The 11603-nt window shown below is 55.0% G+C and carries 10 protein-coding genes and 6 tRNA genes; all 16 read right to left on the bottom strand.

The genetic code is table 11. The features are described 5' to 3' along the window. Nucleotides 1-20: 20 nt before the first annotated feature. A complete protein-coding gene (hisG, locus tag ACFO1S_RS10775) occupies nucleotides 21-629 on the bottom strand; it encodes an ATP phosphoribosyltransferase (protein ID WP_378126768.1) in 609 nt (202 codons plus the stop codon). Between the two features lie 26 nt (nucleotides 630-655). Then, the gene (locus ACFO1S_RS10770; RefSeq protein ID WP_204601907.1) at nucleotides 656-1876 is read right to left on the bottom strand and encodes an ATP phosphoribosyltransferase regulatory subunit; all 1221 of its coding nucleotides are present in this window, start codon (nucleotides 1874-1876) and stop codon (nucleotides 656-658) included. 213 nt (nucleotides 1877-2089) lie between these two features. After that, the gene (locus ACFO1S_RS10765; protein ID WP_204601908.1) at nucleotides 2090-3988 is read right to left on the bottom strand and encodes an FAD-dependent oxidoreductase; all 1899 of its coding nucleotides are present in this window, start codon (nucleotides 3986-3988) and stop codon (nucleotides 2090-2092) included. 5 nt (nucleotides 3989-3993) lie between these two features. Then, nucleotides 3994-4500, bottom strand: coding sequence for an acyltransferase (locus ACFO1S_RS10760; protein ID WP_204601909.1), 507 nt, complete (start codon nucleotides 4498-4500; stop codon nucleotides 3994-3996). Nucleotides 4501-4502: 2 nt separating this feature from the next. Next, nucleotides 4503-5171, bottom strand: coding sequence for a pyrophosphatase PpaX (gene ppaX / locus ACFO1S_RS10755; RefSeq protein ID WP_204601910.1), 669 nt, complete (start codon nucleotides 5169-5171; stop codon nucleotides 4503-4505). Continuing rightward, nucleotides 5134-6132, bottom strand: a complete 999-nt coding sequence (gene lgt, locus ACFO1S_RS10750) for a prolipoprotein diacylglyceryl transferase (protein WP_204601911.1) — start codon at nucleotides 6130-6132, stop codon at nucleotides 5134-5136. The genes ppaX and lgt overlap by 38 nt, the downstream gene beginning before the upstream one ends. A gap of 15 nt (nucleotides 6133-6147) precedes the next feature. Then, complete coding sequence (gene hprK / locus ACFO1S_RS10745; protein ID WP_204601912.1) at nucleotides 6148-7080, bottom strand: HPr(Ser) kinase/phosphatase; 933 nt, start codon at nucleotides 7078-7080, stop codon at nucleotides 6148-6150. Nucleotides 7081-7234: 154 nt separating this feature from the next. Further along, nucleotides 7235-8356 carry an ABC transporter ATP-binding protein gene (locus tag ACFO1S_RS10740; protein WP_204601913.1) on the bottom strand — a complete coding sequence of 374 codons (1122 nt, stop codon included), beginning with the start codon at nucleotides 8354-8356 and terminating at the stop codon, nucleotides 7235-7237. A gap of 91 nt (nucleotides 8357-8447) precedes the next feature. Continuing rightward, complete coding sequence (locus ACFO1S_RS10735) at nucleotides 8448-9539, bottom strand: PucR family transcriptional regulator (RefSeq protein ID WP_204601914.1); 1092 nt, start codon at nucleotides 9537-9539, stop codon at nucleotides 8448-8450. 71 nt (nucleotides 9540-9610) lie between these two features. Continuing rightward, on the bottom strand, nucleotides 9611-10558 hold the full coding sequence (locus tag ACFO1S_RS10730; RefSeq protein ID WP_204601915.1) for an MraY family glycosyltransferase: 948 nt from the start codon (nucleotides 10556-10558) through the stop codon (nucleotides 9611-9613). Between the two features lie 195 nt (nucleotides 10559-10753). Further along, a tRNA-Lys gene (locus tag ACFO1S_RS10725) sits at nucleotides 10754-10829 on the bottom strand. 69 nt (nucleotides 10830-10898) lie between these two features. Continuing rightward, a tRNA-Tyr gene (locus ACFO1S_RS10720) sits at nucleotides 10899-10982 on the bottom strand. Between the two features lie 60 nt (nucleotides 10983-11042). After that, nucleotides 11043-11118: transfer RNA gene (locus ACFO1S_RS10715), tRNA-Phe, on the bottom strand. Nucleotides 11119-11127: 9 nt separating this feature from the next. Beyond that, nucleotides 11128-11204 (bottom strand) — tRNA-Asp (locus ACFO1S_RS10710). Nucleotides 11205-11251: 47 nt separating this feature from the next. Continuing rightward, a tRNA-Val gene (locus ACFO1S_RS10705) sits at nucleotides 11252-11327 on the bottom strand. 14 nt (nucleotides 11328-11341) lie between these two features. Then, a tRNA-Met gene (locus tag ACFO1S_RS10700) sits at nucleotides 11342-11418 on the bottom strand. Nucleotides 11419-11603: the final 185 nt, after the last annotated feature.

Genomic DNA, 11603 nt, shown 5'->3' with positions numbered 1-11603 from the left:
CTCCTCCTTTCCCTTTCCGCTTACACCGAAGCCCCGATCACCGTTCCCAATCGGTCGCACAGTTCCTGGATCGCCGAGTTCTTCAGCCTGTAACTGACACGGTTGGCGATCAAGCGGCTCGTGACCTGGAACAGCGTCTCCATCTCCACCAAGCCGTTCTCTTTCAACGTCTGCCCGGTTTCCACCATATCGACGATGCGGTCCGCCAGGCCGATCAGAGGCGCCAGCTCGATCGAGCCGTTCAGCTTGATCACTTCTACTTGCTGACCTTGCTCTCGGAAATACTGCGAAGCCACGTTAGCGTACTTCGAAGCCACGCGCGGATGAATGACCGGCTTCCAATCCGGCAGCCCGATTACCGACATCCGGCATTTCGCGATGCCAAGATCGAGCAGCTCGTAGACGTCCTTATTTTCTTCCATAAGCACGTCCTTGCCCACGATTCCGATATCCGCGACGCCGTATTCGACATAAGTCGGTACGTCGACCGGCTTGGCCATGATGAACTCCATGTTCGCTTCCGGCACCGGAATGATCAGCTTCCGGGAATCGTCGAAATCCTCCGGAATCGGCAGTCCTGCTTGGCGGAACAGCTTGCTTGCCTGCTTATAGATACGCCCTTTGGGCATAGCAACCTTTAATACGCCGTTATCCGTCACGCCAATCCCCCCTCTTCCGCGCCGATCCATACGATGTCGCGATAGGTTTGGCCCTTGTAGACCTGAGCGCCCGTTCCAACCTGCCGCCTTGCGGCCAGTAGCTCCGCATCATCCGGGGAGTAGGCGGCAACGACGACCGCTTCGCCCTTCTCCCGTCTGCCCGCGGCCTGCTCCAGCGCTTCTCTGCGCGACGAGGGACCGTACACGATCAGCGTCCGTCCCGGTTCCTCTTCCGCGTCCTCCACGACTTCGAGAATTCGCGTCGTCTTGAGCGCGAATCCCGTCGCGTGAGCCGGTCTTCCGAACTGCGCCAGCAGATTGTCGTATCTGCCCCCGCTGCACACGGGGAATCCCAAACGGGATGCATACCCTTCGAAAGTCAAACCCGTATAATAAGAGAAATCCCCGATCATCGTTAGATCGATCAGCACATGCTCTTGAATGCCGTAAGCCTCCAGCACGTCCCATACTTCGCACAGATGCTTGATCGCCGCGCGGGCGCTTTCGTTCTCGCTAAGCTCGAGTGCCTGATCGCATACTTCCTGCCCTCCGCGAAGACGAAGAATCTCTTCCAGCTCCCGTTTCCACTCGTCGCCGAGCGACAGCTTGCGAATCATGTCGCGGTATCCGACATAATCCCGCTGCAGCAGACACGCTTTTAAAGCCTCTTGCTCGCTCTCCAAACCGGGCAGCGTCTCTTCGAACAATCCGTTCAAGAAGCCCACATGCCCCATCGCGATCTTGAACTCCGGCACGCCGGCGGCCTTCAAGGAAGCGACAGCAAGCGCGATCACTTCCGCATCCGCCTCGGGAGACGCGTCTCCGACAAGCTCTACGCCCGTTTGATAGAACTCCGCGTCCCGGCCGCCCTCTTCCTCGAACGCGCGAAACACGTTGCCATGATAGCTGAGACGTATCGGAAACGGCCCGTCTTTAAGCAAGGAACCGACGACGCGGGCGATCGGCCCCGTCATATCCGAGCGCAGCACGATCGTCGTGCCCCGTTGATTCAACAATTTAAAAAGCTTCTGATCGGAGGTGGCGCTTGCCACCCCGACCGTATCGTAATATTCGATTGTCGGCGTAATAATCTGCTCGTAACCCCACAGGCGCATGCACTCCAGCACGCTGCGCTCGATGCGGCGGAGCTTGGCGACCGCGTGCGGCAAATAATCCTTCACGCCGGTCGGTTTTTCGAACACTTTCGGTTTCGACATCGTTGCTCGCCTCGTTTCTATCCAACAAAAGTACGGTTAAAATTATTGTCGCTTTTTACTTCATTGCGTTAAAGTGCTACCAAGTTACCATGCTGCCAAAATGAAGAAGTTAGTCGTATATTACCACGCGGCTTCCGCGCAGTCAATCCCGCCATAACCTCCCTGGATATCGAAAACCGCCCGATGACTTTCAGGTCATCGAGCGGTTTCTCCTTACTCGAACGTAATGCCGACTCCGTATTCCATCACGTCGCGAACGATCGTGAACGTATCTCCGTTCGTTAGTCGGTCCCGGTCCGCCAAACCGTCGATCGTTTCCTTGCGAATCCAGCCCCGGTCCGCAAGCGCCTGCAGTGCCGCCTTCTTGTCGTCGGAGATTCCCGCCGCCAAAGCGATCGTATACGCCGCTTGATCCAGATCAAGCGGCCCGTCCGATGACGAACCTCCGATAAACTCGGAAGTGAGCGCCCTGGCGAACGTTTCCGGATATCTTTTCTGTACGATGCGAATTTGATTGGCGAATCTTTTCGGGTTCGAAGCTTCGTCCAGATTCCAACCGTCGTTCGAATATCCGCCGATGGTTAGGAAGTGGCTCGTTGCCGCAAGCAATCCCTGATAATCCTTATGATTGGCGTAAGCCGGGGTCGGGAAGCTCCGCATCTTCAGATCCATCCCTTGCTTCGTAAGCCGATGCCTAAGCTCGGCGATCCCGTCTGCCGACTTGGAGAGGTCGCGCAGCGTGACGCCGCGATCGAGCGCCAGCTTCACCGCCGCGCCCGCCGCTTGCCCCGTCGCCATCCCCAGCGGAATGACCCGGGCGCTGCCGTGGGGCAGCGTATCGAAGCTCGCCGAACGGCCGACGACGAGCAAGCCGTCCACCTTAAGCGGAACAAGGCAGCGGAAAGGAACGCCGTATTGCTCCGGAACCATCATGATCGATCCCTTGTTGTTCGCGTTCAAGCTTTGAATATCGACTTCATAAGAACCGTAAGCGATCGCATCCCAATGATCGCGATTCTCCATTAGATCCGACATCGTTAGCCGGTATTCGCCTTGAATATGCCGGGTCTCCCTCACGTACAGCTCCGGGGCCGTGCCCGCGAACTCCACGTTGCGGAATTCCTTGAACTTCTTTTTTAGAAAATCGACGATCAGCGGCGCTTCTTTCTCCCCAATCCTCATGCCTTCTTTAAGCGACTCGGGATCTAGCGGATCGATGCCGTAGATCTGCATCGAGTTGATCAGAACCGTATCGCCGTCTTCCCGGCCGATGTTCAAGCTGCGGATTTTCACCCTCGAAGGGTCGGACGAGGCGTATTCCCTCGCATCCTGGTAACCCCAGATGCTCCGATTGTCAAAGCCCGTATTCTTATGTTGTTTCAACCCGTGCCATACCTTGCCGGTCACCCCGCTAAGCTTGAACACGAGCGTGACCGCCATCTGGCCGTCCGGCTCCCCGATATCTTCGCGCCCGAGCGTATATGCCGCCCCGGCGGCGACGGCAATGTCCGCATCCTGCGTCGCGTCGATGATCGCCTTGGTTCGAACGCGAATCTCTTCGCCGTTCTCCTTGACCAGGTCCATTCCGACGACCTGGTCGCCCTCCATCAACGGCTCCATTTTCCGAACCATCATCAGCAGATCGATATTCGGCTCCGAGGATACCATCCGGTAAAACAAATTCGCCGCATGATTAACGTCGAAAGACGTGCCTCTGATTCCGTTATACCATTCCTGGAACAGTCCCTTATCCAGATACACGGGATTGTTCCAGAATCGATACGACACCGGGGCCTTGTTCAGATCTAGCGAATTCAGCCATCCAAGGGTCATTAGGCCGCCTAGGATCGGACGGTCCCGATCTTCCGTCAGAAGCACCTTAAGGCCGTTGCGAGCCGCGGAGATCGCCGCCACAATGCCTTCGGGATCCGTTCCGGCCACAATCACGTCGTATTCGCTCGCGATATGGCTCGCGGAGACCACGGTGTCCAGCGGTTCTTGAAATGATTTATAGGTAGACTCGTTCAACCGGTTCTGGTACGTGAAACATAGCAGCAGCGGAACGAGCAGCAAATAACCGACGATTTTGCATATGCGTTTCCATCCGGGCATTTTTGTTAACTCTCCTCGTCCAAAGCGCTGCCTGTAACGCCAAGCTCCCGCAAGGGGTTTCCCCCGACCCGGGCGCCGGGAGCCACATCTTTATGGACAACCGCGCCGGCCGCGATCACGGCCCCGTCTCCGATCGTCACGCCGGGAAGAACCGTTACGTTCGCCCCGATCATGACATTCGAGCCGATGCGAATATCTCCCAAGCGATACTCCTTGATCAAGTACTCATGCGTCAGCAGCGTAGAATTGTACCCGATAATCGAGTTGTCCCCGACGGATATCCGTTCAGGAAAAAAGACGTCGACCATCACCATGAGCGCGAACGCCGTATGGCGTCCGACCTTCATGCCGAGGACACGTCTATAGATCCAATTCTTGACGGGCAGTATCGGACAATAACGGGCGATTTGAATAAAAATGAAGTTCCGTACCGCTTTCACCCGCGACACCGTCCGATACACTTGCCAAAGCGCATTCGGCCCTTCCACCGGATACCGCTCTACGTTTCTCAACCTTAAGCACCCTCATTCCCAATCCCGCACAGTGCCGGCAGCTCGCTCATCCGCTGCAGGATGTGAGCGGCCCCGACGTCAAGCAACGCCTGTTCCCCTTTCAGAGACCAAGCCACGCCGACCGGAACGGCTCCCGCCGCTAACGCCGATTCGATGTCCATGGAACTATCCCCCACCATCATCGTCTCGGACGGCTCCGCGCCCAGCGCTTCGATCGCTTTGGCTACCGGCTCCGGATGCGGCTTCGCATGTTCGACGTCGTCCAGGCTCACGATCGTATCCATGAACGAATAGATTTCCAGAAGCTTCAGCGCCCGAATCGTCGTTTGGCGCATCTTGGTCGTCACGATCCCCATACGCAAGCCTGCGCTTCGCAGTTCCTCCAAAGTCTCGCGCACTCCCGGGAACAAGGACACCATCTCGTCATGCTTGATCAGATTATATTCCCGATAAGCATGCACGAGCGAAGCGACGTCCTTCCTCCCGGTGAACAATTCCATCTGAAGCGTCAGCGGCATGCCCATCAGCGGAATGATCTGTTCCCTTCCGAAGCCTTCGGGAACGGCTCCGCGGAGCGCATGTATGTGCGACTGGATGATCAATTCGTTCGTATCGATGATTGTCCCGTCCAGATCAAACAGGACGGTCGTGATCTTCCTTGTTTGCTTCATTCTTGATGCTCTCCGTTTCTGCTTGCGCCTCATTGGCGGCCTTTCCCATCTTCACGTTAATGAGCGGATCGTTGTATTTCTGAGTCGACCATCCCAGCTTGCGGCGCAGGACGATAAGAACAATGCCCGCCAGGACGAGAAGGACAGCCAGCATTTGCGAGACGCGGATATTGCCTTCGTCGGGATTCAGGTAGCCTTGCTCGAACACAGCCGTCATCGGCGACCATAAGGCATCGAGCAGCGTTTTCAGCCAAGCGGGGCCTTGGAAGGCCAGACTATCCGTTCTCAGCGCCTCGATAAAGAAACGCCCAATGGAATACCAGATAAAGTAGCTGATAAACAATTCGCCCGAGCGAAGAAAATTACGGCGTCTGATGACGAACAGTATCGCCAGACCGACCAGGCTCCATAAGGATTCGTATAAGAACGCGGGATGATGGTAGGTGCCCTCGACGTTCATCTGATTGACGATAAAAGCCGGAATATGTAACGTGTCGCTCAGAAAGGACTTCTCGACGGGACCGCCGTAGGCTTCCTGATTGACGAAGTTCCCCCAACGTCCGATCATCTGGCCGATAAGCAGAGAGGGAGCGCAGATGTCCACGACTCTCCAGAAATTAAAGCCTTTCGCCCGGATGTAGAAAAATCCGCACAGCAAGGCGCCGATCAAAGCCCCGTATATCGCGATCCCGCCATTCCAAATCTGCAGAATCTCTCCCGGGTGATCCTTATAATACCCCCATTTGAAGGCTACGTAATAGAGGCGCGCCACAATAATCGACGAAGGAACTCCGAACAGCATCAAATCCAGGAAAAAATCGGGGTTGAGACCGAAGCGCTTGCCTTCCCTAACCGCCAGCAGCAAGCCGGCCAAAGCCGCAGTTCCCAGTATAATCCCGTACCAATGTACATCCAGCGATCCAATCGAGAAAGCGATCGGATTCAAAAGCATCGTATACATGTTCAACCTCCTACGTTATTCATAATCGTCCTCGGATATCGCTTCGGTCAGCTTGTTCGTAAATTGCTGCGCGGCATTGTAGCCCATACGCTTCAAGCGATAATTCATGGCCGCCACTTCGAGAATAACCGCCAGATTTCGTCCCGGACGCACCGGCACCGTAAGCAACGGAACCTCCGTCTCGATAATCTTGGTTGTCTCCTCGTCAAGCCCCAGACGATCGTATTGCTTGTCCTGCTGCCAATTCTCCAAGCGTACGACAAGGCTAATGCTGGTTTGATTTTTTACCGCGCCTGCGCCGAACAGCGTCATCACGTTAAGAATGCCCAGCCCGCGAATCTCAAGAAGGTGACGGATCAAGTCCGGCGCCGTGCCGAACAGATGATTGTCCGAAGTCTGGCGAATTTCCACGGCGTCGTCCGCGATTAGACGATGTCCGCGCTTCACCAGCTCCAGCGCGGTTTCGCTTTTTCCGATGCCGCTGCCGCCCGTAATCAGCATACCAAGTCCATATACATCTACAAGCACCCCGTGAATCGTGGCCGACGGGGCTAATTTCTTCTCCAGAAAATTGGTGATCCGACTGAGCAGAATCGTCGTGGCGACGGAACTTCTCAATACGGGAAAATGCCGTTCGTTGGCGATCTCGATCAACTCGGCCGGAGTTTCTTGTCCGCGGGTGAGGATGATGCAAGGCGTTTCCTCGTGGCATAAGCGCTCCATGCGGTCGCGCCGCTCCTCCGAAGTCAAGGTTTCCAGGAACGCCAGCTCTGTGCGGCCAAGTATTTGCGTACGTTCGACCGGATAGTAATTGAAATAACCGGCCATCTCCAAGCCAGGCCGATTTAGGTCGTCCGTAATAATTGTACGTCGCAATCCGTCTTCGCCGGCGACAATTTCAAGATGAAATTGCTGCACGAGCTCGGATACCCTCACTTTTTTCGCCATCGTACAGCTCCTTTTCTATTTTCCTTAATTATCGTATCGAAAATAATGGAACAAAGCAATTATCTCACGTCGGAACCGATGGGTCTACTCCAAGCCCTGAATAGACAAAAAACCGCCCGGCAATGGCCGGACGGTTTCCGCTCTTACGAATATATTAGTTCTCGAAAACGTTAAGCTCCGAGTCTTTGTCGAAGATATGGATCTTGTTCATGTCGATCGCGAGCTTGATGTTTTGGTTCTCGCGAAGACCGGAACGTCCGTCGATACGAGCGATGACGTTCTCGTTGCCCAGACCGTTCAGGTACAGGTATTGCTCGTGACCCAGGTTCTCGGCAACCTCGATTGTCGCGCTCACGACGCTGTTCGGGGAAGCTTCGATGAAGACTGGCTCTTCGTGCAGGTCTTCAGGACGAATGCCCAGAATAATTTCGCGTCCGACATAGCCTTTGGCGCGAAGATCTTTCGCTCTGCCTTCCGGAATTTCAACGTTGAAGCCTGTAGCGCGGAAACGGATCGAACCGCCTTCTTCAACCAGTTGGCCCGTGATGAAGTTCATCGCCGGAGCGCCGATGAAGCCTGCTACGAACAGGTTAATCGGGTGGTTGTACAGCACATCTGGCGTATCGGCTTGTTGAATAAAGCCGTCTTTCATGACGACGATACGATCGCCCATCGTCATTGCTTCTGTTTGGTCATGCGTTACGTAGATACAAGTGGTTTCAAGACGCTTCATCAATTTGGAGATGTTAGCACGCATTTGTGTACGCAGCTTGGCATCCAAGTTGGAAAGAGGCTCATCCATCAAGAAGACTTGAGGTTCGCGAACGATCGCGCGTCCCAAGGCAACCCGTTGACGTTGACCACCGGACAAGGCTTTAGGCTTACGGTCGAGCAAGTGCTCGATTTCGAGCGTGCGAGCCGCTTCGCGTACGCGACGGTCGATCTCGTCCTTGCGGAACTTCCGCAGCTTCAGACCGAATGCCATGTTTTGATACACGTTCATATGAGGATACAAAGCGTACGATTGGAATACCATCGCGATATCGCGATCTTTCGGAGCCACATCGTTTACGACACGGTCGCCAATGTACAGTTTGCCTTCGGAGATTTCTTCGAGACCTGCGATCATGCGCAGCGTAGTCGACTTACCGCAACCGGAAGGACCTACGAGTACAAGGAACTCTTTGTCTTGAATATCCAGATTGAAGTCCGTAACCGATGCTTTGTCGGATCCCGGATATTTTTTATACACTTTTTCTAAGCGAACGCCTGCCATTGTACATTTCCCCCTAAACTTCGTTTGAAGGTACAGGACTATCTTACCTCACGCTCTGCCCAGATGACTATGCACAAAGCGTACAAAAAATTCATTTCCTTTTCGTAACTTTGTACAATAGCAATAATATGCGGACAAGTACCGCGTCGTTGAAGGAACGAACGTCCAGCCCCGCCTCGTGTTTGATTTTATCCAATCGGTACAGCAGCGTGTTGCGGTGAATGAACAATTTCTTGGCCGTTTCGCTGACATTGCAGTCCATGGAGAAGAACGCGTCAAGCGTCGCGACGGTCTCCGAATCCGTGAACAAATCGGGTCTGCCCATCATCTCTTCAACAAATCGCGATCTGACCGTCTCGGGAATGCCGCTTAACAGCCGTTCCAGATGTACGAGCCACGGCAAGTGAATTTGCATGCCAACATGGAATTTGCGTCCGAGGAACATCGTTTCCCGCAACGTGGACACAATTCTCACCACGTTCTCCGAGGGTACGATCGGTTCTCCGACCGCTACGTGGCACTCGCCGCCCCATTCCCCCGTGATCAGCTGCTGCAGGCCCTCCGCGAGGGTCCCGAGCAGTTCCTTCGTTTCCTCCGGGCCAAGCAATTCATCGCCGTCCGCATCCGCTTCCGACAAGACGCTGTCGCTGCTTAATACGAGCCATTCGTGCTCGCGTAGCGGGATCAGCAGCGTGTCGTCCGCGATAAACGTCCGGATCGTCTTTTCCAATTCCGCATACGACGGCTCCTTATCTCCAACCTGCTCGCAGAGCAGCAGAAAAGGAACCATTCCATCGAACAGCCGGTTGCGCAGCTCCATCCGATCGGGAACCTCGGCGCGCCATTCTCCGGCCGCTACGGACTGTTGAATCCAGTCGCCAAGCCGCTTCGCCTGACGTTCCAGGTCGGAAGCCGCAGACAAGCTTTTCATTCCGCCTTGCTGGAGGGCCCAGCCGAGCAGCTTCGTCTCCAGGGCCGTCAGCGTTCCGCCGATCTCCATCCCGTGCAGATCGGAGCCGTCCACCCGCGTAATCATAAAGCAGCTGTTCTCCGTCTGAAGCGCGTCGCCGGCCTCAGGATGCTTTTTACCGCCGGCCGCAACCCATTCCGAGCCGGCCAGCACTTTTGCTGTGACACTCGCGTTCAGCAGTTGCCCCAACTGCTGCAGCTTGGTTTTGTTCATCGTTGAAGCCCCTTGTCACGAAGATAGCGGTATGGGGTCATTGTACCATATATAGCGCGACCGAGGGACACTCAGCGAAGCACGAGAAGCACAACAATGGAAAGAAGCGAGAAAACTGCCGCGATCAAATAGAGAAAGGACACGGTCTGGACCTGGGTCAAGCCCCACTTCATCAGACTGTGATGGGTATGCAGATTATCGGCGCGATGCAGTCCTTTGCCTACAAGCAATCTTCGTGAGAAGACGATCATCGTATCGAGAATCGGCACTCCGAGGGCAAGCATAGGGACGGACAGCGAAAGCAGCGTAGCCCCTTTGAGGGTTCCGTCCACGGCGGTCACCGCCAGCGTATATCCGAGGAAGGTCGCTCCTGCGTCGCCCATGAAAATGCGGGCAGGATGGAAGTTGTAAGCGAGGAAAGCCAGGCACGCTCCCGAGAGCGCTACGGCGACAAGGGCCGTGTCCTGATGCGAGAAGATAAGCGAAGCTGCGAACAGCGTCATGGAAGAGATTGCAGTCACGCCGGAGGCGAGCCCGTCGATGCCGTCGATGAAGTTCAGCATGTTGAGCAAGGCGAACACCCATAGCAGGGTGAAGAAAGCGGCCCAGCCGGGCGAGAACAGGATCATTGCCGAACGGGCGGGAACGGAAATGCCGGCAATCGAGATGCCGAACGCGGACGGAATCATCGACACGCCTATGTAGGTGATCAGTCTTGGCCATATCGGGAATTCCTTGGCGTATGCCTTAAACGCGTCATCGATCAATCCGATGCCTACAAGCAAGCCTCCGCCCAGCGCCAGTGCCGCCAGCAGCGGTCCTTTGCCCAGGAATGCCCAAACCGTGACAATGACTCCCGCGTATATGGCCACTCCCCCGCTGAGCGGGACGGGCTCGGAATGCACCTTCCGTTTGGTAGGGCGATCCACGAATCCGATCTTAAGCGCGACTGTACGGACCACGGGCACAGTCAAGAGTATAAGCAGAAAAGCAAGGCTGAGCGCGTAAAGGTAGACCATGGGAATCCTCCTGATCGGTTGATCGGCGATTTCCCTTACTTTTCCCCAAACGGGACAAAATCACCCTCTAGAGAAATGGAGGCAAGGAGGCAACGCATCCCTACATAAAACCCTACTGGTTCGATTTCGATGACGGCAACTTTCGTTGAAAATATAAAAAAACAGACGTATCAACGTCTGCTGTAGGTTCAAAACTGGTGAGCCATGAAGGACTCGAACCTTCGACACCCTGATTAAAAGTCAGGTGCTCTACCAACTGAGCTAATGGCTCGCATCGCGGGGGCCCCGAAAAGTAATCGGAATTCACTACAACGCTTTGTTTCACTTTTTGGGGTGAAAATGGTGGAGGGTGATGGATTCGAACCACCGAACCCGAAGGAAGAGATTTACAGTCTCCCGCGTTTGGCCACTTCGCTAACCCTCCATGTTAAACCCGCCGATAGAGCGCATACCTGATTGGCTTGCCAATACCGGATCAAACGAATGGTGGCTCGAGACGGAATCGAACCGCCGACACGAGGATTTTCAGTCCTCTGCTCTACCAGCTGAGCTATCGAGCCTTAAGTAAATGGCGGAGCCGACGGGATTCGAACCCGCGGTCTCCTGCGTGACAGGCAGGCATGTTAGGCCTCTACACCACGGCTCCGCGTTACTAGCTATCCCCGCAAGCAGTTCGCTTTTGGGATGTAATTATGGTGGAGGCTGAGGGGATCGAACCCCCGACCCTCTGCTTGTAAGGCAGATGCTCTCCCAGCTGAGCTAAGCCTCCATGGGAAGTATAATTGGTAGCGGCGAAGGGACTTGAACCCCTGACCCTCCGGGTATGAACCGAATGCTCTAGCCAGCTGAGCTACGCCGCCACAACGAGTACGCGATTCGGTACAAGACCTGAACCGATACAGAACCATTCAACATTCAAGGCTCTTGCGCCCTGAAAACTGGAAGCGAAACAAAAGCGGTGAAAGAAGAAGGTGAATCAAATCATCAACCTGAGTGTCATTCGTAGGATAAGCCCTCGACCGATTAGTACTCGTCAGCTCCACAC

Source organism: Cohnella boryungensis, assembly GCF_042651945.1.
GTDB classification, from domain to species: Bacteria; Bacillota; Bacilli; order Paenibacillales; family Paenibacillaceae; genus Cohnella; species Cohnella boryungensis.
This window is presented reverse-complemented; position numbering and strand designations above follow the sequence as displayed.

Bases quoted from the DNA above. Each gene is read 5' to 3' on its own strand.
- ACFO1S_RS10770 (WP_204601907.1), bottom strand. From the start codon at position 1,876: ATGTCGAAACCGAAAGTGTTCGAAAAACCGACCGGCGTGAAGGATTAT.
- lgt (WP_204601911.1), bottom strand. From the start codon at position 6,132: ATGTATACGATGCTTTTGAATCCGATCGCTTTCTCGATTGGATCGCTG.
- ACFO1S_RS10765 (WP_204601908.1), bottom strand. From the start codon at position 3,988: ATGCCCGGATGGAAACGCATATGCAAAATCGTCGGTTATTTGCTGCTC.
- ACFO1S_RS10735 (WP_204601914.1), bottom strand. From the start codon at position 9,539: ATGAACAAAACCAAGCTGCAGCAGTTGGGGCAACTGCTGAACGCGAGT.
- ACFO1S_RS10730 (WP_204601915.1), bottom strand. From the start codon at position 10,558: ATGGTCTACCTTTACGCGCTCAGCCTTGCTTTTCTGCTTATACTCTTG.
- ACFO1S_RS10740 (WP_204601913.1), bottom strand. From the start codon at position 8,356: ATGGCAGGCGTTCGCTTAGAAAAAGTGTATAAAAAATATCCGGGATCC.
- hprK (WP_204601912.1), bottom strand. From the start codon at position 7,080: ATGGCGAAAAAAGTGAGGGTATCCGAGCTCGTGCAGCAATTTCATCTT.
- hisG (WP_378126768.1), bottom strand. From the start codon at position 629: ATGCCCAAAGGGCGTATCTATAAGCAGGCAAGCAAGCTGTTCCGCCAA.
- ppaX (WP_204601910.1), bottom strand. From the start codon at position 5,171: ATGAAGCAAACAAGGAAGATCACGACCGTCCTGTTTGATCTGGACGGG.